The sequence below is a fragment of the Streptomyces sp. NPDC090119 genome (assembly GCF_044747085.1).
In the GTDB taxonomy this organism is placed as follows: domain Bacteria; phylum Actinomycetota; class Actinomycetes; order Streptomycetales; family Streptomycetaceae; genus Streptomyces.
This window is the reverse complement of record NZ_JBIVDK010000006.1, coordinates 92,210-116,378: the sequence shown is the minus strand read 5'-3', so window position 1 is coordinate 116,378 and position 24,169 is coordinate 92,210. Positions and strand designations below refer to the sequence as shown.

Annotated in this window: 22 protein-coding genes and 2 tRNA genes; 10 read left to right on the top strand and 14 right to left on the bottom strand. The window is 72.7% G+C overall.

Translation table 11 applies throughout. From position 1 onward, the window contains the following. Positions 1-51 precede the first annotated feature (51 nt). Together ACIPPM_RS25230 and ACIPPM_RS25225 are read left to right on the top strand one after the other, a co-directional pair. The gene (locus tag ACIPPM_RS25230; protein WP_401451762.1) at positions 52-1,437 is read left to right on the top strand and encodes an NB-ARC domain-containing protein; all 1,386 of its coding nucleotides are present in this window, start codon (positions 52-54) and stop codon (positions 1,435-1,437) included. Positions 1,438-1,453: 16 nt separating this feature from the next. After that, positions 1,454-3,136 (top strand): DUF885 domain-containing protein, encoded by a 1,683-nt coding sequence (locus tag ACIPPM_RS25225; protein ID WP_401451759.1) that lies wholly within the window; start codon positions 1,454-1,456, stop codon positions 3,134-3,136. A gap of 65 nt (positions 3,137-3,201) precedes the next feature. Here ACIPPM_RS25225 and ACIPPM_RS25220 read toward each other — a convergent pair whose 3' ends face one another. From ACIPPM_RS25220 to ACIPPM_RS25185, 8 genes are all read right to left on the bottom strand, one after another. Continuing rightward, a complete protein-coding gene (locus ACIPPM_RS25220) occupies positions 3,202-4,038 on the bottom strand; it encodes an isocitrate lyase/phosphoenolpyruvate mutase family protein (RefSeq protein WP_401451757.1) in 837 nt (278 codons plus the stop codon). Positions 4,039-4,122: 84 nt separating this feature from the next. Then, on the bottom strand, positions 4,123-5,385 hold the full coding sequence (locus ACIPPM_RS25215) for an ATP-grasp domain-containing protein (protein WP_401451754.1): 1,263 nt from the start codon (positions 5,383-5,385) through the stop codon (positions 4,123-4,125). Between the two features lie 35 nt (positions 5,386-5,420). Further along, positions 5,421-6,665: an ATP-grasp domain-containing protein gene (locus ACIPPM_RS25210; protein WP_401451751.1), complete on the bottom strand. Its 1,245-nt coding sequence runs from the start codon at positions 6,663-6,665 to the stop codon at positions 5,421-5,423. Positions 6,666-6,690: 25 nt separating this feature from the next. After that, positions 6,691-7,812: an NAD(P)/FAD-dependent oxidoreductase gene (locus tag ACIPPM_RS25205; protein ID WP_401451748.1), complete on the bottom strand. Its 1,122-nt coding sequence runs from the start codon at positions 7,810-7,812 to the stop codon at positions 6,691-6,693. Between the two features lie 99 nt (positions 7,813-7,911). Continuing rightward, positions 7,912-9,516, bottom strand: coding sequence for a class I tRNA ligase family protein (locus ACIPPM_RS25200; protein ID WP_401451745.1), 1,605 nt, complete (start codon positions 9,514-9,516; stop codon positions 7,912-7,914). Continuing rightward, on the bottom strand, positions 9,513-9,890 hold the full coding sequence (locus ACIPPM_RS25195; protein WP_393594753.1) for a cupin domain-containing protein: 378 nt from the start codon (positions 9,888-9,890) through the stop codon (positions 9,513-9,515). Before ACIPPM_RS25195 ends, ACIPPM_RS25200 begins: the two co-directional genes overlap by 4 nt. Before the next feature lie 78 nt (positions 9,891-9,968). Continuing rightward, positions 9,969-11,264, bottom strand: a complete 1,296-nt coding sequence (locus ACIPPM_RS25190; RefSeq protein ID WP_401451742.1) for a lysine N(6)-hydroxylase/L-ornithine N(5)-oxygenase family protein — start codon at positions 11,262-11,264, stop codon at positions 9,969-9,971. Positions 11,265-11,350: 86 nt separating this feature from the next. Further along, entirely contained in the window at positions 11,351-12,628 is a 1,278-nt protein-coding gene (locus ACIPPM_RS25185; protein ID WP_401451739.1) for an acetyl-CoA carboxylase biotin carboxylase subunit family protein, read from the bottom strand. 176 nt (positions 12,629-12,804) lie between these two features. On the opposite strand from ACIPPM_RS25185, the gene ACIPPM_RS25180 reads away from it, so the two are divergent. From ACIPPM_RS25180 to ddaH, 4 genes are all read left to right on the top strand, one after another. Next, a complete protein-coding gene (locus ACIPPM_RS25180) occupies positions 12,805-13,137 on the top strand; it encodes a hypothetical protein (protein WP_401452473.1) in 333 nt (110 codons plus the stop codon). A gap of 1 nt (position 13,138) precedes the next feature. Next, the gene (locus ACIPPM_RS25175) at positions 13,139-14,524 is read left to right on the top strand and encodes an FAD-binding oxidoreductase (protein ID WP_401451736.1); all 1,386 of its coding nucleotides are present in this window, start codon (positions 13,139-13,141) and stop codon (positions 14,522-14,524) included. A 39-nt stretch (positions 14,525-14,563) separates the two neighbouring features. Continuing rightward, entirely contained in the window at positions 14,564-15,862 is a 1,299-nt protein-coding gene (locus ACIPPM_RS25170; RefSeq protein WP_401451733.1) for an MFS transporter, read from the top strand. A gap of 112 nt (positions 15,863-15,974) precedes the next feature. Further along, a complete protein-coding gene (gene ddaH, locus ACIPPM_RS25165; protein WP_401451730.1) occupies positions 15,975-16,841 on the top strand; it encodes a dimethylargininase in 867 nt (288 codons plus the stop codon). Between the two features lie 78 nt (positions 16,842-16,919). On the opposite strand, the gene ACIPPM_RS25160 is transcribed toward ddaH, so the two are convergent. From ACIPPM_RS25160 to ACIPPM_RS25140, 5 genes are all read right to left on the bottom strand, one after another. Next, positions 16,920-17,693 carry a glycosyltransferase family 2 protein gene (locus tag ACIPPM_RS25160; RefSeq protein WP_401451728.1) on the bottom strand — a complete coding sequence of 258 codons (774 nt, stop codon included), beginning with the start codon at positions 17,691-17,693 and terminating at the stop codon, positions 16,920-16,922. Between the two features lie 74 nt (positions 17,694-17,767). Further along, positions 17,768-17,853: transfer RNA gene (locus tag ACIPPM_RS25155), tRNA-OTHER, on the bottom strand. 462 nt (positions 17,854-18,315) lie between these two features. After that, positions 18,316-18,759, bottom strand: coding sequence for a PPOX class F420-dependent oxidoreductase (locus ACIPPM_RS25150; RefSeq protein ID WP_401451726.1), 444 nt, complete (start codon positions 18,757-18,759; stop codon positions 18,316-18,318). A 139-nt stretch (positions 18,760-18,898) separates the two neighbouring features. Next, positions 18,899-20,119 (bottom strand): MFS transporter, encoded by a 1,221-nt coding sequence (locus ACIPPM_RS25145; protein ID WP_401451724.1) that lies wholly within the window; start codon positions 20,117-20,119, stop codon positions 18,899-18,901. Positions 20,120-20,126: 7 nt separating this feature from the next. Beyond that, complete coding sequence (locus ACIPPM_RS25140; RefSeq protein WP_401451722.1) at positions 20,127-20,720, bottom strand: hypothetical protein; 594 nt, start codon at positions 20,718-20,720, stop codon at positions 20,127-20,129. A gap of 175 nt (positions 20,721-20,895) precedes the next feature. Here ACIPPM_RS25140 and ACIPPM_RS25135 point away from each other — a divergent pair, with 175 nt between their 5' ends. The 3 genes from ACIPPM_RS25135 (at position 20,896) to ACIPPM_RS25125 (ending at position 22,571) form a co-directional block, all read left to right on the top strand. Beyond that, entirely contained in the window at positions 20,896-21,921 is a 1,026-nt protein-coding gene (locus tag ACIPPM_RS25135) for a LuxR C-terminal-related transcriptional regulator (protein ID WP_401451720.1), read from the top strand. Then, on the top strand, positions 21,918-22,109 hold the full coding sequence (locus tag ACIPPM_RS25130) for a hypothetical protein (RefSeq protein ID WP_401451718.1): 192 nt from the start codon (positions 21,918-21,920) through the stop codon (positions 22,107-22,109). The genes ACIPPM_RS25135 and ACIPPM_RS25130 overlap by 4 nt, the downstream gene beginning before the upstream one ends. Before the next feature lie 114 nt (positions 22,110-22,223). Beyond that, entirely contained in the window at positions 22,224-22,571 is a 348-nt protein-coding gene (locus tag ACIPPM_RS25125; RefSeq protein WP_401451716.1) for a hypothetical protein, read from the top strand. Positions 22,572-22,622: 51 nt separating this feature from the next. Here the strand turns inward: ACIPPM_RS25125 and ACIPPM_RS25120 are convergent. Continuing rightward, positions 22,623-22,696 (bottom strand) — tRNA-Thr (locus ACIPPM_RS25120). A 205-nt stretch (positions 22,697-22,901) separates the two neighbouring features. Between ACIPPM_RS25120 and ACIPPM_RS25115 the strand changes: the two genes are divergently transcribed. Continuing rightward, on the top strand, positions 22,902-24,041 hold the full coding sequence (locus ACIPPM_RS25115) for an ABC transporter ATP-binding protein (RefSeq protein WP_401451714.1): 1,140 nt from the start codon (positions 22,902-22,904) through the stop codon (positions 24,039-24,041). The last annotated feature ends 128 nt before the right edge of the window (positions 24,042-24,169 follow it).

Below are 24,169 nucleotides of genomic sequence, written 5' to 3'. Positions count from 1 at the left end.
GGGCGGAGACCCCGCGGCGGACCGCCCCCGATTTCCCCGAGGAGCTGAAGCGTGGGCAGACCGGAGAAGCCGTTGGCGCTGGATGCCGGACCGGCCACCGCCTTCGCCCAGGAGCTGCGTCGGCTCCGGGCCGGAGCGGGCTCCCCCAGTTACCGGGAGCTGGCGAAGCGGGCCCTGTTCTCCGCTTCGGTGCTGTCGGACGCGGCGGCCGGATACCAGCTGCCGAGTCTTCAGGTGGCACTCGCCTTCGCCGAGGCGTGCGGCGGGGAACGGGCGGAGTGGGAGCGGCGCTGGCGCAGAGCCGCGCATGAGGACGGCGGCCAGGGCAGAGCGGACCCCAGGGCGGCGCACCAGGCGCGGGAGACCCGGCTGCGGGACGCGGCGTTACGGGCGCTGCCCCCGGTCCCGAACGAACTCCCCCTGTGCGTCCGCCCGTTGGTCGGCCGGAGTGCGCTGCTGGGCCGGGCGCGTCGGCTGACCGATCCGGCGGCGGGGGCCGCCGCGCCGCTGCTCGTCCATGGCCTGGCCGGGGTCGGCAAGTCGGCGTTCGCGCTGCGGCTGGCCCGCGAGCTGGGGGCGGGCCTGCCGGACGGGCAGCTCTACGTGGACCTCGACCCGGCGGGCGGCGGCCGCGTGGACGCCGCCGGTATCGCGGGCGACGTGGTGCGGGCGCTCGGACTCCCCCCGGAGCTGGTGCCCGACGATCCGGCGCGGCGCGTGGGACTGTACCGGTCGGTGCTGCGGGAGCGGCGGCTGCTGGTGGTGCTGGACGGGGTGCGCGAGGAGCGCCAGGTCCGTGAGCTCCTGGTGGCCGCCCCGCACTGCCGGATCGTGCTGACCGCGCGCTCCCGGCTGCTCGGTCTGGACGGGGTGCGGCGCGTGGCGCTGCCGGTGCTGGACCGGGACGAGTCGATGGATCTGCTCGCCTCGGTGCTCGGCGCCGACCGGCTGGCCTCCGCCCCTCGCGCGGGGCTGCTGCTCGCCGACGCCTGCGGCGACCTGCCGCTCGCCCTGACACTGGCGGCGCGCGGACTGGCGGCCCGCCCCGAGGCACTGCTCGCCGAGGCGGTCGCCGACCTGCTCGCCGGGGAGGGGCTGTTCGCCCGGCTGCGGGTCGGGGACGAGAGCCTGGCCGAGCGCTTCGAGAGCGCCTGCCTGGGGCTCACCCCGCACGCCCGCCGCGCACTGCGCCGGTCCGCCGCCGCCCCCGCCGCGCCGTCCGTGGACACGGTGGTCCGGGTGTTCGCGGGCGCGCTCGCCCAGGACCGGGCGACGGAGTCCATGGAGGAGTTGCACGACGCCGGGCTGCTGGAGCGCACGGACGTCGTCGGACAGTACGGACTCCCGCCCCTGGTGCGGCAGTTCGCCCGGGCGCGGGCCGAGCAGGCGGCGCCCGGTCCGGACCGGGTACCGCGCGACACCGTCGTCACGCCATGACAGGAGAACCCCGAGAATGACCAGTCCCACCATCGACCCCGCCGCCCCGCCGAGCCCCGTCACCCCGGTGGCCCTGCTGGCCGAGGAGGCCGTCGAACTCATCGTCGCGGAGACCCCGCTGGACGACGCGCTGGAAGGGTGCCCGGAGACCGTCGGACGGCTTCCGGACCTCTCGGAGGAGGGGCAGGCGGCGCTGATCGAGCGGGCGGCCGGTCTCGCCGAGCGCGCCGGGCGGGCACCGGCCGCGGACGCCGCGGAGGAGGTGACCCGGGCCGTGGTCGTGCAGCAGGCGCGGGCGATCGCCGACCGGCTCGGTACCCGGCTGGTGGAGCACACCGTGGCCGACTACCAGACCTCGCCGCTCGGCCAGCTCCTCGGCCCGCTGCCCGAGGTGCGTCCGCTGGGCGAGGACCAGGAGCGCGGGCATCTCGAACGGCTCGCGGGCATACCCGAGTTCCTGGCCCGGGCGACACGGCGGCACCGGGCGGGCCTGGCGGCCGGGCGGCTGCCGGTGGCCGAGCGGGTGCGTACGGCCGTCGCCCGGCTCGACGCCCACCTCGCCGATCCGGCCGGGGACGCGCTGCGGGCCGTACCGCTGTCACCGCGGCACCACGCCGAGCGGGACCGGCTGATCGACCGGTCGGTGCGCCCGGCGTTCGCCGCCTACCGGGAGGTGCTGGACGGCGAACTCGCCCCGCGCGGACGCACCCCCGACGCGCCCGGCCTGTGCCATCTGCCCGACGGCCAGGAGCACTACGCCGCACTGGTCCGCGTGCACACCACCACCGACCGCACCCCCGAGGAACTGCACCGGACCGGCCTCGAACTGCTCACCGCGCTGGACGACGAGTACGCGCGGGTGGGGGCGCGGGCGTTCGGGGGCGCGCCGACCGCCGACGAGGTGCGCGAGCGGCTGCGCTCCGACGCCGGGCTGCGGTGGAGCGGGCCCGAGGAGATGCTGTCGGCGGCCCGTACGGCCATCGCGCGGGCCGAGTCGGCCGCGCCGCGCCGGTTCGGGCGGCTGCCGTCGGCGCCCTGCGTGCTGGACGGGCGGGAGGTGCCGGGCGCGCCGCTGGCCTGGTACATGCCCGCCGCGGCGGACGGGTCGCGGCCGGGCACCTACCACGCCAACACCGAACGCGCGGCGGAGCGTTCACGGGTACTGGCGGAGGCGACCGCGTTCCACGAGGCGGTGCCGGGCCACCATGTGCAGCTCTCCCTCGCCCAGCGGCTGACCGGTCTCCCCCGGCTGCGCCGCATCGCGTGGATCAACGCCTACATCGAGGGCTGGGGCCTCTACGCGGAGCGGCTGGCCGACGAGATGGGCCTGTACTCGGGGCCGTCGGCGCGGCTCGGCATGCTGGCGATGGACTCGCTGCGGGCGGCCCGGCTGGTCGTGGACACCGGGCTGCACCACTTCGGCTGGAGCCGGGACCGGGCGGTCGCCTTCCTGCGCGCGCGCACGGTGCTGGCCGGGGTCGAGGTGGCCAACGAGACCGACCGGTACGTCGAGTGGCCGGGCCAGGCACTGTCGTACATGACGGGGCGGCTGGAGATCCAGCGGCTGCGGCAGCGGGCCGCGCGGGAGCTGGGTCCGGCGTTCGACGTGCGTGCCTTCCACGACCTGGTGCTCGGCGACGGCGCGCTGCCGCTGGACGTGCTGGACCAGGTGGTCGCCCGCTGGACCGCCGGGCGCTGAGCGGGGCCGGTACGCGGGAAGGGGGCCGGGTGACCGGCCCCCTTCGTGCGTGTGCGGCGCGGTCGTCAGCCGCTGAACAGGCCGTTCAGCTGGAAGTAGTCCAGCGAGTCGGCCAGTTCGTCGTAGGTGCCCGCGCCCAGCAGCTCCAGCGTGGCGCGGCGGGCCGCGGTGTACGCGGCCTGGGCGACGCCGGTGCCGACGCTGACCCTGCGCACGCCCGCCTTGGCCAGTTCGGCGACGGAGGGGCCGCCGGGGCCCGCCATGGCGTTGACCGGGAGCGGGGAGCGCTCCGCCAGGTCGGTGAGCGCGGGCAGGTCGAGCAGGCCGGGGACGAAGAGGCCGTCGGCGCCCGCCTCGGCGTAGGCGGCGGCGCGGGTGAGCACGTCGGCCTGGCGGCCGGACTCCTCGCCGATGCCGAAGAGGTACACGTCCGTGCGGGCGTTGATGACCAGCTCGGGCAGACCGGCCTCGGCGGCGGCGGTGCGGGCGGCGGCGATGCGCGCGGCCTGCTCCGCGGGCGTGAACAGCGCGCCGTCGGCCGCGCCGGAGTCCTCCAGGTTGATGCCGACGGCACCGGCGGCGACCACCGCGGCGACGGTCCGGGCGACCTCGGCCGGGTCGGCGCCGTAGCCGCCCTCCACGTCGACCGTGACCGGGACGTCCACGGCGGCGGCGATGCGCGCGGCGGCGGCGAGCATCTCGTCGCGGGTGGCCTGCTGGCCGTCGCCCTTGCCGAGGGACCAGGCGACGCCACCGCTGGTGGTGGCGATGGCCGGGGCGCCCGCGGCGGCGATGACGGCGGCGCTGGCCGCGTCCCAGGCGTTGGGCAGCACGAGGACGGTGTCGGTGCCGAGGGCACGCAGCCGGGCGGCCTTGTCCTTCGTGCTCTGGTCGACTGTCATTGTTTTCTTGTTCCTTTCGGCGATGCGGGGCAAGTGCGGATGATCGTCACACGTCCCCGGAAACGAGGGGCGAGATTCGGACGGTCAGACCTGTCCGGGCCGGACCTTGATCTCGATGGTCTCCAGTGCGCGTACGGCGATGGCGTGCGCCTCGGTGCCGGTGGCGGCCTCGGTGACGACCGAGCCGAAGCGGTCCCAGGAGCTGCGCAGCTCGCGCACCTCGGCGCCGGGCTCCACGGACACCGAGCACACCTGCACACCGGCCGGCTCGCGCGCCGCCTCGACACCGGCGACGGACTCGACGACACCGCTCTCCCCGGTGTGCAGGAAGCGGATGGCGGCGGCGCCGGGCGCCCGGGCGGGCAGTTCGGCGGTGAGCGGCTCGCCCTTCATCAGGGTCCAGAAGGCGCGGACCAGGTCGATCCGGTAGGCGCGGTCGATGAGGTCCACGATGCCGTCGCCGGGGAAGCGGCCCGCGCACTCGACCAGGTAGGGGCGGCCGTCCTCGACGATCCACTCGCAGTGGGCGATGCCGGTGCCGAAGCCGACGGAGCGCAGCAGGCGCTCGGTCTCGGCGCGCAGCTCCGCGTCCAGCCCGGCCGGGATGTCGGCGGGGACCAGGTGGCCCAGCTCGACCGGGCGGATGCCGGGGAAGAGGTCCTTGCCGGTGACGTTGGCGAACCGGGGCCGCCCGGCCTCGACCAGCATCTCCACGCTGTACTCGCGCCCGCGCACCCGGCGTTCGACCAGCATGCGCAGTTCGATGCCGCGGTCGGGGACCATGACGCCCTCGTCCATGGCGGTGGCCTCCGCCCACGCCTCGTCGATCTCGTCGGCGGAGTCGAGCAGGCGGGTGCCGAGGGCGGCCTGCCGGTTGGCGGGCTTGAGGACGGCGGGGCCGGGGTGGGCGGCCATGAAGGCGCGGACCTCGTCGGGCGAGGTGACCTCGGCCGACTCCGGGTTGCGGATGCCCGCGGCGGCGCTGACCCGGCGCAGCAGGGCCTTGTCGCGCAGGGTCCGCAGGGCGCCGTAGCCGCCGGTGGGCAGGCCGTAGCGCTCGGCGAGGCGGGCCGCGAAGGGGGTGGCGTACTCCTGGAGCGGGGCGATCGCGGCCGGGTCCAGGTCGGGGTGGGTGTTGTAGAACTCGTCGGCGGCGCCTTCGAGTTGGTATTCCCAGGCGATCAGCTCGCGGACCACGGGGGCCTCGTCGGCCTTGGGCCGCAGTTCGCGCTTGCGGATGACGTCGGGTTCGTCGACGACGATCACCGAGCCCTCGGGCTGGAACTCGGCGAGCGAGGTCACCGCCACCGGCACGAAGCCGACCATGATCACGGGGCGTTCGGTCATTTCGGGGTCTCCTGTGGTTCGGTGCGGGCGGCGGTTCAGCGCAGGTCGGCGCGGACCTGGCCGGCCAGGTCCTCGGCGGTGGACATCGCGTCCTCGAAGGAGGTGCCGGTGACCCCGAGGAAGCCGAGGATGCTGTTGCCCTCCGGCGGACGGCGGACCAGGTCGCCGGGCCGGGCGGTGAGCTTGAAGAAGAAGACGCCGTCGTGCTCGACCAGCCGGTCGGAGACGTGGATCTCCTCGACGCGGCCGGAGCCGGGCGGCAGCAGGCACATCGCGGCGGTGTGCGTGCCGGTCGGCGTGTAGTGCCGTACGTCCGGGCGGACCCCGCGGGCCACGTCGGCGAGGGCGGCGATCGGGTCGTGGCCCGCGGAGATGCGGGCCATGTGGTCCAGCCCGCCGCCGCCGGGGCGGGCGGCGATCTCCACCAGGTGCGGGCGGCCGTCGTGGAAGCGGACCTCGGCGTGCATCACGCTGCGCACCAGTCCCTGGGCGCGGGCACCGGCCGCGACGACCTCGTGGACGGCGGTGACCTGTTCGGGGGTGAGCGCGGTGGGCGCGTGGTGGACGTCGTCGTCGAAGGTGTCGCCCTCGGCGGTGACCCGGTCCACGATCGAGCCGAGGTAGACCTCGTCGTCCCAGACCACGGCCTCGATGAGGTATTCGTCGCCGTCGAGGAAGGACTCGATCAGCAGGCCGTGCGGGCCGAGGTCGAGGCCGCCCGCCTCCATGGCGTACCAGGACAGCTCGGTCAGCCCCTCGGCGGCCTGGGTGTGCCGGGCGCGCAGCTCGGCGGCGTCGTCGGCGCGGAAGACGTAGTTGGAGGCGGCGCCCAGAGTGGGCTTGACGATCACCGGGTAGCCGAACTCCTCGGCGGCGGCCAGGGCCTGGGCCTCGTCGGTGACGTAGCGGAAGGACGGGTGGGCGGCCCCGCCGCGCTCGTGGGCCTGGCGCATCAGGAGCTTGTTGCGGCTGGCGCGGGCGGCCTCCAGCCCGATGCCGGGCAGGCCGAGGGCCTCGGCGACGGCGGCGACCGCGAGGACGCCGGACTCGGAGAAGGTGAGGACGCCCTCGAACCGCTCCTCGGCGTGCCACTCCTTGGCGGCGGCGATCAGCTCGGCCACCTCCCGCGAACCGGCGACGCGGTAGCGGTCGGCGCGCCAGAAGTCGTCGGTGCCCTCGCCGTTGAGGACGTAGAGGTCGGCGCCCAGGCCGACGATCTGCTCGTAGCGGGAGACGTAGTAGGTGGCGTTCTGCCGGGCTTCGATCGCCAGGAGCTTCATGGCGTTCCTTTCGGTTCTGCGGGGTTCACGGGGAGACGTCGAGGGGGGCGGTGTCCAGGGCCGTGAGGCCGGTCGGGGCGGGGGTGCGGCCGAGGACACGGTCGGCGAGGGTGCGGGCGATCAGCGGCGCGAACTTGAACGAGGAGCCGCCGCAGGCCGCGTAGGCGAGCGCGGCGGCGCCGAGTTCGACCACGAGCGGGCCGCCGGTGTCGGTGGACGACAGGTAGTAGCAGTCCTTGGCCCCGAGCACCCAGGCCGGGGAGAAGCCCGGCAGCAGGTCGCCGAACTCGGCGGCCAGTTCCCGCTGGTACTCCTCGGGCGTGCGGTGGTCGGTGATGGCGTCGGCCTCGCGGCACAGCGCGGCGGAGGTCACCTTGAGCGCGGTTCCGGCCACCGGCGGGATCAGCCAGGCGCCGCGCCGGGTGCCGAGCGCGGGCACGGCCGGGGTGGCCGCCCAGGCCGCCGCCTGCCCGGCGGGGACCCGGCAGTAGAGCAGGGACTGCCGGTACAGGGTGAGGGTCTTGGCCACCCGCTCCGGCAGCAGGTCCCGCGCCCAGGGGCCCACGGCGACCAGGACGCCGTCCGCGTCGAGGACCTGTCCGTCGGCGAACCTGACCCGCCCGCGCGCCCCGTCGACCTCGGCCACCGGCCGGTGGGGTACGAGGTCGATGCCGGGCTGGTACTTGAGCCACGCCACGCAGGCGGCGAGCACCCGCTCGGCGAGCAGCACGCCCGCCTCGTCCTCCAGCACGCCCGCGAGGGCGCCGTCCAGGGACAGGTGCGGGTAGCGGTCGGCGAGCGCGGTCGTGGTGAGCGTGCGGGCGTGGCCGCCCGCGTCGGTGAGCAGCCGGGCGCCCTCGGCGGCGGCGGCGGGCGGCAGCACGGTGAGCGCGCCGACCCGTTCGTAGAAGCGGGTGGCGAACAGTTCCTCCAGGTCCAGCCAGCGCCGGTGGGCGCGGAGCGCGGCCCCGGTGGCGGCCGGGTCGGCCGGGTGCAGGGCCCGCAGGATGCGGTGCTGGTCGAAGGAGGTGGCCCGGCTGTACGGGATGGGGCCCTGGTCGACGACCGTGACCCGGTGTCCGTCGAGGGCGCACTCCACGGTCGCCAGCAGCGCGATCACACCGCCGCCCACCACGGTGATCCGCATCGGGCACCTCCTTTCGCTGATCGGGAACGGGACGGGACGGAGACGGGGGTGCGGCCGGTGGGTCCGGAGGGAGGTCCGGGCGCACCGGCCGCGACGGGGTCAGCCGAACACCGGGACGGTGAACGCCGTGGTGGACCGCTCGGCCGGAACGAGTGCGAAGGTGCCGTCGAAGCCGCCGTCGGGGCGGGCCCGTTCGGCGAGGTCGATGAGGATCGGCGAGGCCGCGGCCAGCAGGGTCCGGGTCTCGGCGAACAGGTCGCCCAGTTCCGCGAGGTCCGCCTCGCGGCCGGCCGGGGTGAGCCCGTCGAGCAGGGTCTCGGCCCGGCCCAGCAGGCGCGCGGTGTGCAGCGGGATCAGGTCGGCCGTACGGCTGAGGCTGTACCCGGTCAGGGCGTACCCGGACGCGAACCGCTCGGCCATCGCCGCCCGGCGCGCGTTGGCCGCCTCCGACACCGGCAGCTCCGCGCCCTGGGCGCCGAGTTCCGCGACCGCCTTGCCGAGCAGGGCGGCCAGCCGGTTCCACGGCTCGACCAACCGCTCGGCGGTGATCTTCTCCAGCGCGGCGCGGGAGAAGTTGGTACGGGCGTGCTCGGGGGCGGTGAGCGCGAGGTGGAAGCGGACCAGGTCGCGCGGGACCTCGCGGACCAGGTCGCGGGTCCACACCACATGGCCCTTGCTGGTGGAGAACTTCTCGTTCTCCAGCTCGTAGAACTCGTTGCAGACGATGGCGTCCGGGACGACGTACCGGCCCTCGTGGGCGAGGAGCAGGCTCAGGTGGGTCAGGCCCCAGAAGTAGGCGTTGTCGAAGCCGAGGAAGTAGACCAGCCGGATGCCCTGCTCGGCGAGCCACAACTCGTCGTCCGAGGCGGGCTGTTCGCCGTGGGCGCGCTGAGCGACCGCCGTGCAGTACATGGAGGCGGGCATGCCCTCCGCCCAGGCGTTGATCACCTGGCCCGGGGTCTCCGGGAACGGGGCGGGGATGCCCCAGCCCGTCGGGTAGGTGATGGGGAAGTCGGGCAGCGGGCGGGCCAGGAGTTCCCGCATCAACTGCACGATGTGCGGCCGCCAGGTGGATGCCTTGGCCTCGTGGAAGGCGGTGAGCCGCTCCCGGTACTCCTCCAGCGGGAGTACCAGGATCTCGGTCTCGCGGTAGGTGACCTCGGCGTCGGGGTCGACGGTGGAGCGCGGGTCGGTCAGCTCGGTGAAGTTGTTGGGGTGTCCGCAGCTCTCGCACAGCCCGCCCCGGCTGACCGCCAGGCAGACCGGGCAGCCGCCGCTGACCAGGCCCTCCATCAGGAACTCGCCGGTGGCCTCGACGTAGGGCAGCCGTACCGTGCGCAGGGTGAATTTGCCCGCCTCGTGCAGCCGGGTGAGGAAGTCCAGGGCCATCGCGCGGTAGCCGTCGTCGAAGGGGGCGAAGCCGTCGACGGAGATGCCCATCAGGGTGAGCGTCTCGCGGATGTCGTGCCAGGACTTGTCGGCGAGGACCTCGGGGGCGGTGCCGAGCTTGGCCGCGCTGGAGACCACGTAGGTCTGGCTGTCGTCGGTGCCGGTGGTGTACAGCACCGGTCGGCCGGTGGCGCGCAGGTAGCGGGCGTGCACGTCGGCGGCCATGTAGGGGCCCGCGACGTGGCCGACGTGCAGATCGCCGTTGGGGGTGGGCGGGGGGCCGATGATGACGGTGCGCCGCTGGTCGGAGGTCATGCGCCGACGCCTTCCTGGCTGGTGTGGCGGGCGGTGAAGCGCTCGGACATCTCGGCGTCCCACCACACGCTGTACATCTCGAAGTCGGTGTCGGAGTCGTTGACGACGCGGTGCTCCTGGTGCGGCGGGAAGTGCACGATGTCGCCCGCGGCGAAGGGCACCCGCTCGCCGCCGGACTCCAGGAACGCTTCGCCGCGCAGGGCGATGAAGATCTCGTACTCGTGGTGGGCGTGCGGGGTCGAGGCGGTGCCGGGGCGGATCACGCACCAGGAGCCCTCGAAGGGGGCGTTCAACTCGGGCCAGGGCAGCAGACGCTGGGCGTCGAGGCCGTTCTCGTGGGTGAGACCGGCGCGGTGGAGGTTCTTGATCAGCACGGGGTGTCGTCCTTCTGCTGAGGCTGCGGGGACTGCGGGGACTGCGGGGGCTGCTGGGACGCTGGGAGCGGGCGGTGGTCAGGCGGCGAGGGCGGGCTCGCGCTCCCCGGCCGGGTGCTCGGCGCGGTGCGCGAGGAGGTCCGCGGTGATCTCCGCCGACCGGGTGGCCAGCACGCTGAGCAGGGAGTCGGCGATGCCGTGGGTGGCCTCGTTGACGCCCTGGAGGTAGAGGCCGCCGGTGGCCGGGCGGCCGAGGTCCAGGCGGTAGTGACGGCTGACCGCGAAGTCGTCCAGGCCGAGCTGGGCGCCGAGGTCGCGGACCAGGCGGGGCATCGCCCGGTCGAAGCCGGTGCCGAGCAGCACGAGGTCGGTGCGCAGCTCGCTGACGGCGCCGCTGCGGCGGTCGGCGAGGGTCAGCACGATGTCGTCGCCGTCGGTCGCGGAGCCGGTGATGTCGGTCATGGTGAGCATGCCGAGCCGGTCGGTGCCGTCCCGCCGGTCCTGGTAGAACTGCCGGTACAGGCCGTCGAGGGTGGCCGGGGCGAGGCCGCCGTAGTTGGCGCGGTGCATCTCGGCGAGCAGCTGACGGCGGGCGTCGGGGGCGGCCTGGTAGAAGTCCTCGACGAACGACGAGTAGAAGAGTTCGTTGGTGAACTTGCTGCTCTCGTAGCCGTTCAGGCCGATCGAGCGCATGATCATGGTCGGCCGGCAGTCGGGCAGGTCGCGCAGGGCGGCACCGAACAGCTCGGCCGCGCTCTGCGCCCCGCCGACGACGGCGACCCGGAGCGGCCGGTCGGTGGGGACGGACCTGATGCGCTGGAGGTACTGGGTGGAGTGCACGACGCGCTCGGCGGGCAGCCCCTCGAACACGGCCGGGACATGCGCGTCCCGCCCGGCGCCGACCGCCAGGTAGCGGCAGCCGACCGTGTCGCCGTCGGCCAGTTCGACCGTCCAGCCGCTGACCTCGCCGTTCTCGCCGAGCACCGGAGTCACCGACGCGACCCCACGCCCGTACTCGACGTCGACCCGCTCCAGCGAGTCGGCGACCCACTGGAGGTACTCCGATATCTCGCTGCGGTAGGGCACCCAGCTGCCCAGGTTGACGAACGCGTCCAGCCGGCCGCGGGCCTGGAGGAAGCTGAGGAAGGAGAACCCGCTGCGCGGATTGCGCATGGTGACCAGGTCCTTGAGGAAGGAGACCTGGCTCAGCGCCTCGGGCAGCAGCATGCCCCGCTGCCACACGATGTCCTCCTCGCGCTCGACCACGAGGGTCCGGCCCGCCAGCTCGGGGGCCAGTTCCTCGAGCGCGACCGCGAGGGCGAGGTTCGCCGGGCCGGCGCCGACGGCGAGCAGTTCGACGGTGCGGTGTGCCATGAGAGAACTCCATTAAGACCGGGAAGAAGCGGAAAGGGACTTGCGGTGCGGCAGGTGCTCGCGGGAGGCGGCGGTCCCCCGCGTCGTCAGGCCGGGACCGGCACGGCCAGCGGCCGGGCGTCGAGGCGGACCAGGGCCGCCGCCGCGTCCAGCCGCGCGTCGGTCTCGGCCGGGTCCGCGCCCGTGACCACGACGTAGGAGTGCCGGGCGAGGTAGCCGTTCGGCGGCAGCCGCAGCTCGGTGCCGGGCTCGGCGATCGCCTCGGCGGCCAGCAGGCCCTCGGCCTCGGTCGGCGGGAGCACCGAGCGGACCTCACAGTCCTCGGGCGGGTAGCCGAAGCGGATGCCGACCGTGCGGTGCTCGGTGTCGGTGAAGTCGGGACGCAGGCCGAGTGCGGCCCGCACGGCGGCGCGGGCCGGGTCGATGCCGGTGGCCAGCTGGCCCAGGCGCGGGATGAGGTCGCCGCCGAGACGGCCGTTGATCTCGACGATGACCGGGCCGCGCGCGGTGAGCTTCACCTCGGTATGGGTGATGCCGTGGCGGTAGCCGATGGCGCGGTGCGCGGCACGGACCATGCCGAGCAGCGTCTCGTCGGTGCGCAGCGGGTCGTCGGCCGCGACGTGGTGGCCGATCTCCTCGAAGTACGGGAAGAGTCCGACCTGTTTGCGGGCCACGAACATGGGGTGGTACTCGCCGTCGACGACGGCGGCGTCGATGCTGATCTCCGGGCCGTCGAGGTACTCCTCGACCAGCGCGCCGCTGCGGTAGGGCACGGCGCCGATCTGGCTGGCCTCGTCGGCGGTGCGGAACGCCCCGGCGACCTCGTCGGCGTCGGCCGCGAGCACGACGCCGATGCTGGCGCCCATCCCGCGCGGCTTGACGACGACCGGGTAGCCGATCTCCGCGGCCGCCGTGAGCGCCTCCTCGGCGGTGTCCACGTAGGCGAAGCGCGGCTGGGCGACCCCCGCCTCGGTGAGCAGCCGGCGGCTGCGGAACTTGTCCCGGCAGCCCTCCACCCCGTCCACGCCCGCGCCGGGCAGCCCGAGCGCCTCCGCGACGTGCGCGGTGGTCACGATCAGGGTCTCGTCCCAGCTCAGCGTCGCCCGCACCGGGACGTCCGCCGCCAGTTCCCGGGCCGCCGCGAGCACGGCGGCGCGGTCCATGACGTCCACCACGGTGTGACCCGTGAGGTAGGGGGCCTGCCAGTCGGGCTCCTCGCCCGTGAACAGCCAGACGGGGTGGGCGGCGGCCGCACCGGCCAGCAGGTATTCGCGGTACTTGCGCATGCCGCAGCCGATGAGCAGGAGCACGCCGTCCGTGCCGGGCCCGCCGTCCGCGCCGATGTGTGCGCCGTTGTCGTCCACGCGCTGTTCGCCTCCTGAAGCCGAGTGACAACCCGATTCCAGAGGGTGCGGGCGTTGACCGGAAGCCATGACCGGCAACACCGGTCAACCCCGGTCAGGGGGTCCCCGGCAGCCGGTTGATTGGCCGTCGGCCGCCGCTCTTCCGGGCAACTCCGGGCGCCGCTTCCATGGCTGACGTGATCGACTACGACGGCAAGCGATTCAGGAAGGTCCTCACGGACCCGGCGGCGCACGCACCCGTGGCGCTCTACCGGCAGCAGGGGGACCTGGTGTGGGCCGAGTTCGCCGGGGGCGACGTCCGGCGCGGCTCGCTGGCGGGCACCCGCGACCCGGCGGGCGTCATCAGCTTCTCGTACAGCATGGTCCTGGACGACGGGCGGGTGATCTCCGGCCGCAGTGTGAACACACCCGAGGTCCTGGCCGACGGCCGGGTCCGGCTGCACGAGCGGTGGGAGCGGTACGGCGCGGACGCCGACAGCGGGGTCTCCTGCCTCGAAGAGGTGGTCTGAGATGGCCGGTGCCGACTTCCGGGCGCTCGCCGGGCAGGTGGCGGGCCGCGTGTTCCTGCCGGGCAGCGCGGGGTTCCGGGTGGGCTCCAAGCTGTTCAACACCCGCTACGGCGACCGCACCCCGGCGGCCGTCGTCACCGCGGCCCACACCGAGGACGTACAGCGGGCCCTCACCTGGGCCCGGGAGCAGGGCGTGCCCGTGGTGGCCCGCAACGGCGGCCACAGCTTCGCCGGTTACTCGGTCAACGAGGGCCTGGTCATCGACCTCAGCCGCCTCACCGGCACCACCGCCGACGGCTCCACCGGGCTGGTCACGGCGGGCGGCGGCGCGAAGATCAGCCACGTCTACGACGCGATGCAGCCGCACGAGATGGTCTTCTCCACCGGCACCAGCCCCACGGTGGGCGTGGCCGGTCTCGCGCTGGGCGGCGGCGCGGCGTTCGCGGCCCGTCGCTACGGCCTGACCGCGGACGCCCTGGTGGAGACCTCGGTCGTGCTGGCCGACGGTTCCCTGGTGGTGGCCAGTGAGCGGGAGAACCCGGACCTGTTCTGGGCGTGCAAGGGCGGCGGCGGAGGCAACTTCGGCATTAACGTCTCCCTCACCTTCCAGGCCCGCCCGGTGCCCGACGTCACCACCTTCCACCTCACCTGGAAGTGGGCGGACGCCGCCGCCGTGCTGGACGCCGGGCAGCGCATGGTCGAGCTGGCACCGGACGACTTCGCGGCCCGGCTCGGGGTGTGGACGTACGGCACGGGGCTGCGCGCGATCCGCGACAACCTCGAAGTCACGCTGCAGGGACAGTACTTCGGCTCGGCGCGGGACTGCCTGGAGATCCTGGACCCGGTGCTGTCCGCCGCGGCCCCCGTGTCGCGGGACGTGACCGAGCGGACGTTCTGGGAGGCCAACAAGTACATGGTCCACGCCACCAGTGGCGACCAGTTCGCGCTGCGCTCCAACTACATCCGCGAGCCGCTGGCCGCCGAGGGGGTGCAGACCCTGCTGTCGTGGGTGGAGCGCTGGCCCGGCAGCCACAACGGCGACGGCGGCGGCGCGGGGCTGTTCTCCTGGGGCGGCGCCATCAACCGGATCGCCCCGGACGCCACCGCCTTCGTGCACCGCGACACCCTGTTCCTGGTGTCGATGGACACCGCGTGGACGGAGGACGACAGCCCCGCCCAGGTCGACGCCAACCTCGACTGGCTGAACGGCCTGCACGCCGCGATGGCCCCGCACGTCACCGGCTCCGCCTACCAGAACTTCGTCGACCCGGAGCTCACCGACTGGCGCACGGCCTACTACGGCGCCAACTACGCGCGCCTGACACAGGTGAAGGAGAAGTACGACCCGGACGGCGTCTTCTCCTTCGACCAGGCCATCGGCACCTGACCCTCCCCCCATTGAGACCATCCAGACGGAAGTGACGCGATGAGTGTGCCCAAGTCCAAGGACGACGCCCCAGGTGTCCTCGACGCGCTGCGGTCGACGCCGCGCGCGGTCCGCTACCTGCTCGGCGGCGTGCTGCTCAACCAGCTCGGCGCCTTCGTCCAGACCTTCCTGGTGCTGTACCTGACGCACCGCGGCTACGGCGTCGACCGGGCGGGCTTCCTGCTCGGCGCGTACGGCGTCGGCGCGGTCGCGGGCACCGTGCTGGGCGGCGAACTGGCCTCCCGGCTCGGCAGCCGCACCACCATCGTCACCGCGATGGGCGGGTCCTCGGTCCTGGTCTTCGTCATCCCGTGGCTGGCCACCCCCGGCAGCTATCCGGTGCTGCTCGCCCTGGTGGTCCTGCTGGGCCTGATGACCCAGTCCTACCGGCCCGCCGCCTCCGCGATGCTGAGCGAGCTGATGCCGGACGAGTACCGGGTCATGGGCTTCTCGATGCTGCGGATCGCCATGAACATCGGTGCCGCCGCCGGGCCGCTGCTGGCCGCGGCACTCATCCAGATCAACTGGAACCTGCTGTTCTGGTTCGACGGCGCCACCGCCCTGACCTACGCCCTGCTCGCCGCCACCCTGCTGCCGAAGCCCGCCGGGAAGACCGCCGCGCAGGGCCCGGCCGACGCGGCCGCCGCCGAGCAGGACAAGGGCTCGGCGTACGGCGTCATGCTGCGCGACCACCGATTCCTGTTCTATCTGACGTCGATGCTGTTCAGCGCGCTGGTGTACGCCCAGTTCTTCGCGGTGCTGCCCATCGACCTGGCCGACGCCGGCCACTCCACCGCGCTCTACAGCGTGGTCCTCACCCTGTCCTCGGTGCTGCTGATCAGCCTGGAGCTGGCGGTGACGGCCCGGGTGAGCCGGTGGCGGGCGAGCACGGCGGCGACCGTCGGCACGTTCGTGTACTGCCTGGGCATCGCGGGCTTCGGTCTGCCGGGCAGCGTGCCCGCGCTGATCCTGCTCACCACGGCGGTCAGCGTCGGCGGCCTGATGGTCAGCGGGCCGACCCTGTGGGCGCACCCGGCCAAGGCCGAGGAGCGGGTGCGCGGCCGCTACATCGCGGCCTCCCAGGCCGTCTTCGGTCTCGGCTCCGCGGTCGGACCGGCGCTCGGCATGCTGGTGTGGACCCAGTGGGGCGACGGGATCTGGGTCACCTGCGCGATCCTCGGCGTACTGGCGGCGGCACTTGCCCAGGCCGGTCTGCGCGCCTCGGACGAGCCCGCCCCGGCCCCCGACGACCCGGCCGCCGCGACCGGCGCCCGCGAGGACGCGGCCGTCACCGGCTGACCCCGCCGCGCCGCCCCTGTTCCACCCGGCCCGTCCGCCCACCCCGTGGGCGGGCCGGAAACCCCGGACCACCCTTCCCTCACCACCTGTGAGCACCCGCCTAGGAGACCCCGTGCCTGTCAGCGACACCATCCCCGCCACCGACTCGGCCGCCCGCGACGAGCGGCCCGCGCGGGTCGCCACCCGCCGCAGGCTCCTGATGTGCCGCCCGCGGCACTACGACGTCACCTACTCGATCAACCCGTGGATGAACCCGGAGCGCGCCACCGACAACTCGCTCGCCCTGCGCCAGTGGGAGGGCCTGCGCGACCTCTACATCGAGCTGGGCCACACCGTCGAGGAGATCAAGCCGGTCGAGGACCTGCCCGACATGGTGTTCGCCGCCAACGGCGCGACCGTGGTGGACGGCAAGGTGTACGGCGCCCGCTTCCGGCACGCCGAGCGCACCGCCGAGGGCCCCGCGTATCTGCGGTGGTTCCAGGAGCAGGGCTACCAGGACGTGCTGTGGCCGGAGTTCATCAACGAGGGCGAGGGCGACATCCTCACCGTCGGCCGCCGCGTCCTGGCCGGTACGGGCTTCCGCACCGACATCCGCGCGCACGCCGAGGCGCAGGAGTTCTTCGGGCTGCCGGTGACCTCGCTGACCCTCGTCAACCCCCGGCACTACCACCTAGACACCGCGCTGTCGGTGCTCTCGGACGACGAGATCATGTACTACCCGGAGGCGTTCACGCCCGGCAGCCGGGCCGTGCTGCGGGAGATGTTCCCGGACGCGGTGCTCGCCTCCGCCGAGGATGCCGCCGTCTTCGGCCTGAACGCCTTCTCCGACGGCCGCCATGTGCTCCTCCCGGCCGCCGCGAAGGGCCTGCACACCCAGCTGCGCGCCCGCGGCTTCGAGCCGATCGGCGTCGAACTCTCCGAACTGCTCAAGGCGGGCGGCAGCGTGAAGTGCTGCACCCTGGAGCTGCGCGAGCGCTGAGCCGGGTGAGACCAGGAGTCCGGGTGCCGCCGCTCCCTACGCCCCTAGGCGGGGGAACGGCGGCCACCAAGAAACCCGCTAGATCCGCGAGTTACGCAGCGACTGCCACACGGCACCGGCCAGCGCCCGCGTCGCCCGCGGGACGGACAGCCCCTCGTGCTCGCGGTACAGCTCCCAGTTGTACTGGACGAGGGACAGCTTGTTGGAGGACAGCGATCCCGCCTGGTGAGCCCGGTACACCGCCAGCGGCTCGCGCAGACCCCGCGCGTCGGCCCCGTCCCGCATGATCGACAGCCACAGGGCGTAGTCCTGCCGCTTCCGCATCTCCGGCATCAGCCTCGTGCCCAACACATTGCGGTCATACATGGCGGTCAGCGCGCCGATGTGGTCCCGCACCAGCATCGCGCGGTAGTCCACATGCTCCCGAGCAGGGATCACCCGCCCGTTCGGACGGAACTCGGTGCTCTCACCGTCGTAATCGGCGTCCATCTTGTAGTACGAGGTGAACGTCAGCGGCGCGCTCCCCCGGGCGGCGAACTCGAGCTGCCGCTCGGTCTTCTCCGGGAGCCACATGTCGTCGCTGTCGAGGAACGCGACGTAGTCCCCCCGGGCCCGCTCGATCGCCAGGTTCCGGGCCCGTCCGGCCCCGCCCTGCTCGGGCGCCGACCGCGGCAGCACCCGCTCGTCCTGCCGGGCGAACTCCATGAGCAGATCCAGGGAGCCGTCGGTGGACTTGTCGTCGGTGACCAGCAGCTCCAGGTCGCCGTGCGTCTGCGTGAGCACCGACCGGACCGCGGCCCCGAGAGTGGCCGCCGAGTTGTAGACGGGCATCACGACGGACACCAGGGGCACAGCGTTTCTCCTTGCTCAGCAGACCTAAGAAACCGCGAAGGCCCAGGTCAAATGCCTCCCGACCTGGACCTCGATGGAGCCCCCTGTCGGATTCGAACCGACGACCTACGCAGCACACGACCGAGAGCGTTCATGTCGCGTCGTGCCCTGTGATGCTGGCTCGTGACGTTTTACCTGATCAGACCATGCGCGACGGGGTTCTCCACGCTGCCCTATGCTGCCCCGTCCAAAGGCGTCTGTCCACCGGCTGCCCACCGGAGCGCCTCCCCTCGGGGCCACAGAAGAACACGGCCAGTCCGACACCTCCATGACCGGTGCGATCTACGGCGAGCTGGCCCAAGGGGTCGGACGCCGCGCTGCGGGACGTCCAGCGCAAGAAGGCCGGCGTGATCGCCGATACCGCCGAGCGGGCCCGGCGCGGACAGGTCGACTCCGAGGCGGCTCCTGGCATTCCGCTCGCGCTCCGGCATTGCCGGCTCAGCGAGCCGACCGCTCCGAGCCTGCTTGCCTGCCGGTGCCGGGCGCCTGGTGGCGTCCGGGGTAACCGTCTGCCTGACCCGACGAACCACGATCAACTGACAGTGGACACCTACGGGTTGAGCCATGTCGGTGCCGTGAAAGATCAGGAGGCTATCCCCTGCCGGGCGATGACGTGATCGATACTGGCCCGTACCAGATACTCTCCCGGGACCGAGTTCCGCTCCCCGTACCGCTGCGCCAGTTCGCCGCCCATGTACCGGCCGCCGATCCGGGTCGCCCACTCCCGCAGCTGCGCCGGATCATCCTGTGTGAAGCGCGCCGTGCACTCGAGCATCACGTACGCGTACGGGGCCTCCATGTCGTCCACGCACAGCGCGAACCGCGGCTCCCGTAGCAGGGCGCGGGCCTTGAGCGAGGCGTGCCAGGTCGTGAAGACCACCTCGGTACGGCCGTCGGCGGTGTCGTCCAGGAGGAACCACACCGGGGTGACGTGTGGTCGGCCGTCCGCACGGTGGGTGGCCAGCTTGGCGGTGCGGGTGCCGGTGAGGACGAACGCCCGCCACTGCTCCTCGGTCATGGGCTGCATCCGGAACTCCTTTTCTTGGGGGGGGCGGCCCGCAAGGACGAAGCGTCGACGATCGCGACGTAGTCCTTGATGGTCACGGGAACTCCTCGCTGAGGTGGCGCTGTCGGCGCGGGGGACGCGTCGCGGCCCGTGGACGCGATCAGGCGACGGACTCGGCCAGGGCGGGCGGCGTGGGCTCGGTGTCCGGCTGCCTGGCGAACCAGGCGTTGCCCGCGAGCGCCAGGACGGAGAGCGTGGTGCTGGCGGCGCCGATGACCACGAAGGCCCACACGGCGCTCGTCGAGTCCTGGACCATGCCGGAGAGCGGGGCCCCGATGCTGTTGCCGAGGGTGAGGGCGGCGCTGTAGCAGCCCATGACCACTCCCCGGGCGCCGGCCGGCGCCAGCTTGCTGGCCGCGCCGGCCGTCGAGGCGAAGGAAGGCGAGCACAGGGCCGCGGGCAGCACCATCGCCAGGCACAGCCAGCGCCAGTCGCCGGTGGCGAAGCCGCCCAGGACGGTGGTCAGGCCGACCATCGCCGAGATGAGGGCGAACGTCGGGGGCTTCTTCAGCGTGCCGTAGAGCAGCGCGCCGATGAGGGAGCACAGTCCGCAGACGGTGAGGACCAGGCCGGACCACGACACCTGGCCGGCCTCGCGCAGGCCGCCGACGATCGCGACCTCGTAGCCGGCGGTGGCCAGGGTGGTGGCGGTGGTCGCCATGAGCACCGGGACCAGAGCGGGGCTGAACCAGGTACGGAAAGAGACCTTCGCCGGCTCGGCGGACGGCGTCTCCGCACCGTCGGCCACCTCCCTGACCTGCGGGTTCAACAGCCACAGGCCGATTCCCGCGATGGTCAGGACCAGACCGAGGCCACGCATCGACATGTCGCTGGAGATGACGGTGGCGATGGTGACGCCGAGCGCCGGGCCGACCATGTACGAGATGTTGGAGGTCATCGCGTCCAGCGCGAAGGCCGTGTGCCGCTGCTCGTCGGGGATGGCCACGGCCAGCCGGAGCCGTACGATCGCGAAGCCGGGGAGGTTCAGGAGGCCGCAGGCCACCGCCGAGGCGCTCAGCACCCCGTACGGCAGGGAGGGTCCGAACCCCCAGAAGAGGGCCTGGCCGGCCACCGACACGGCGAGCACCGGGCGCACTCCGTAGCGGTCCATCAACTTGCCCTGGACGGGGCCGCCGATGGCGACGCCGACCGTCCAGAGCGCGATGACGAGGCCGGAGGCGCCGAAGCCGCGGCCGAGGCCGAGGACGACGCTCAGGTTCATCACGACGGGGATCGCGACGACCGCGATCTTCGAGATGAATCCCAGCCCCATGAGCAGGCCGACACCCGGATGGGCGAGGACCCTTCTGTAGCCGTCCATACGCATGTCAGCCGTTCCCATCCTCGGTGTCGGTATCGGTATCGGTGTCGGTGTCGGTCCGGGCGGCCACCGCTCCGACCGCCACCGCGATCTGCCGGAGGAAGGACCGATCGGTGAAGGCATGGCGCTGCCGGAGGGATTCGACCTTCGCGGGCAGGGCCGCACGGTCGTCGAGCTCGCACGTGATGACGATGTCGGGGTGCTCGCCGTCGGCCAGGTGGCGTTCGAGGGCGGCCCCGTCGGGGATGGAGACCGTGCCGGCGCCCATGCAGTCCCGGAGCGGCTTGCTGATCACCGGATGTCCCATGTCGGCGGTCTGGATCAGCACCGCGTCCTGATGGGCGGGAATCCGCAGGCCGCGGCCGGCGAGGATGTCGTTGTCGACCTTCTTGGCGAGTTCGTCGGCAGATATGTCACCGGGAACCCGCTCGGATTCACCGGGGAAGTCGTCATCACGGGGGAAGTCGTCCGGGCCGCATTCGCCGTCTGCGAGGAAGAGCTTCGCCTCGATCCCGTCCTCGCGAAAACGCCCTTCGAGAGCCTTCAGGAAGGGCTTGGTCTGCTGAATCTCAAGGGAACGCAGAAAGTCAATTCTGCGCATGATTCACCCCTCTGCGGAATTTTTCAGGAATCGCGCGACGCGTGCCGTCCAGCGCGATGAGAAGACCCTCTCAGCGATCGCGGGCCACGTGGGGAGATACTCGGTGTCCCAATGTGGACAGACCGGAAGAGGCTCTCGACAAATGGACCATTCAGGGACAGAAACCGCCGGCCGCGTGGCTCAGCTGGCGCCGGAGTCGCTGGCCGTCTACGAGTGGGCGCTGCGGAACGGTGTGCTCCGCGACTCCGATCTGACCGCGGGGAGTATCGAACCAGGGCTGACGGACGAGAAGGCGGCTCAGGCGCGGGACAACCTGCTGGAGCTCGGCCTGCTGCTGTCCGACGGCCGCACGGATGGCCTGATTCCGGTGGACCCCGCGATCGCCGAGATAGCCATCCGGGCCCCCCTGGAGCAGGAGATCCGCCGTCGGCAGTCGGAACTGGTGGACATCCACACCCGGCTACGCCCCCTGGCACCGCTGTTCACCCAGCACGAGCGCACCGGGCGGCACGCTGACGGGGTGCGCTTCCTCGGCGAGGCGCACGAGGTCCGGCGGGAACTCTCCCTGATGACCCGGCTGTGCGCCGAGGAGATGGTGAGCATCCAGCCGGGCGGCGGCCGCAGTCCCGACACGCTGCGCGGCATCATCGACGAGAGCCTGGCGATGAGGGGACGCGGGGTCCGGCTGCGCACCCTGTACCAGCACAGCGCTCGGGCCAGCCTGAGCACGCAGAGGTACGTGCGTGCGGTGTCGGCGGCCGGCGCCGAGATCCGCACCACCGCCGAGGCGTTCGACCGGATCATCATCTTCGACCGGGAGACGGCGTTCGTACCGCAGCAGCGGGTGGCGGACCAGCCGCAGGGCGCCTCGGTCGTCACCGATCCGACCGTGGTGGGCTTCCTCTACCGGATGTTCGAGTACCTGTGGGAGTCAGGCCGCCCCTTCGACGCGACACAGCCCGGCACACCGCAGCCTCCCGAAGCGCTGAGACTCACGATCCTGCGGCTGATGATGTCGGGCCTGAAGGACGAGGCGATCGCCAAACGCCTCGGGATGGCGACGCGCACCCTGCGCCGTCACGTGAAGGAGGTCACGGACGAACTGGGCGCGGAGAGCCGCTTCCAGGCGGGATACCGAGCCCACCATCTGGGCCTCCGACTCGGCACGGAGGAGGACGAGGAGCCGGTGCTCCGGCCGTGACCAGCGATCTCGCCCGTCACGGGTGGCCCGGTGGCTTCGCCCGTGCGCGGGCCCGGTGGGCCCGGCGCCACGGTGCCGGGGTGCTCACCCCTGCCGCCGACGGGCATCGGGCGCGGCTCGGCCCGCCCGAAGTCCAGCGCCGCGCCGGCGCCGCGAAGAAGCCGCCGCACCAGCCCGCCCGGACCTGAACCACCCGCTTGCACAGGCGAATTGAACGACGCGCCACCCATCAACCGACCACGGACACGAATCACGGCCGCGGTACCGGTCGCACGCTCGTAGCGCCAGAGCGCGTGCGGTCTATGTCGACCTGCTCCGCCGTGATGCGCGGCGAGGACCGGGAGGTGCTGCGGGAGCTCCTGTCGATGGGCATGGTGAACGCGGACGACTCCGCTCCGGAGAAGCTGACCGCGGTGGACCCCCGTGTCGTCGAGGCCCGTGCCGGCGCCCAACTGCGCTCCTCGGCGCTGATGCTGCTCGAGGACGCGCGCAGTCCCACGGAACTCCTCCGTCCACTGATCGCCGAGTCCCGCCCGGTCTCGGGTGTCGGCCACCGCTGTTGCACGCCGTTGGCACGCTTGGCCACCAGTCGGCCACCGGTCGGCCACCAGGAAGACTCCGGCGCTGACGCCCCGGCGGGATCAAGGTAACGAGACAGAAAAAACCCCAGGTCACGTGGGTGATTCCTGGGGATTCTCCAGAGCCCCCTGTCGGATTCGAACCGACGACCTACGCATTACAAGTGCGTTGCTCTGGCCAACTGAGCTAAGGAGGCGTGGGCGGGTTGGGGCCGCCGTCTGTGAAGTGTACCCATGCGGGGGTGTGGGGTGGTGAGGGAAATTCGGGGGCGTCCGGGTACTGACAGGGCAGGTGAGCGGCGGGTACGGTCCTGAGCTGGTTCACCTGGGTGAACCACCCGAACCACCTTCCTACAACGGATCGTCCGGCACGTTCCTGCCGGTAGAAGGGGGCCCCTCACCATGGCCACTGTCACGTTCGACAAGGCGACCCGGATCTATCCGGGGGCGACCAAGCCCGCCGTCGACGCCCTGGAGATCGCCATCGAGGACGGCGAGTTCCTCGTCCTCGTCGGCCCGTCCGGCTGCGGCAAGTCCACCTCGCTCCGCATGCTCGCGGGGCTCGAGGACGTCAACGGCGGCGCCATCCGCATCGGCGACCGCGATGTCACCCACCTGCCGCCCAAGGACCGGGACATCGCCATGGTGTTCCAGAACTACGCCCTGTACCCGCACATGACGGTCGCCGACAACATGGGCTTCGCCCTGAAGATCGCGGGCGTCAACAAGTCGGACATCCGGGCGAAGGTCGAGGAGGCCGCCAAGATCCTCGACCTCACCGAGTACCTGGACCGCAAGCCGAAGGCCCTCTCCGGCGGTCAGCGCCAGCGTGTCGCCATGGGCCGCGCCATCGTCCGCGAGCCGCAGGTCTTCCTCATGGACGAGCCGCTGTCCAACCTGGACGCCAAGCTCCGCGTCTCCACCCGCACCCAGATCGCCTCCCTCCAGCGGCGCCTGGGCACCACCACCGTCTACGTCACCCACGACCAGGTCGAGGCCATGACGATGGGCGACCGGGTGGCCGTGCTGAAGGACGGCCTGCTCCAGCAGGTCGACACCCCGCGCAACATGTACGACCGCCCCGCCAACCTCTTCGTCGCGGGCTTCATCGGCTCCCCCGCGATGAACCTGGTCGAGGTGCCGATCACCGACGGCGGCGTGAAGTTCGGCAACAGCGTGGTGCCGGTCGGCCGGGACGCGCTCTCGGCCGCCGCGGACCGGGGCGACACCACCGTGACGGTCGGCGTCCGCCCCGAGCACTTCGACGTGGTCGAGCTGGGCGGCGGCGCGGCAGCCACCGCGCTGACCAAGGACAGCGCCGACGCCCCGGCCGGTCTCGCCGTCGCGGTGAACGTCGTCGAGGAGCTGGGCGCCGACGGTTACGTCTACGGCGCCGTCGAGGTCGGCAGCGACGTCCGGGACCTCGTCGTCCGGGTGAACGGCCGCCAGGTGCCGGAGAAGGGCTCCACGCTGCACGTCGTACCGCGGCCGGGCGAGATCCACGTGTTCTCGACCTCCACGGGCGAGCGCCTCTCCGACTGACCGGAGCACACAGGCAGTTCACAGGAAGGGGGTCCCGCGGGGCCCCCTTCCGCACACCCGGCACGGTTGGGCGGATATCCCGGCACAGGGATCAATTCGGGCGGCCGACGTCAACCCCCTACCCAGAA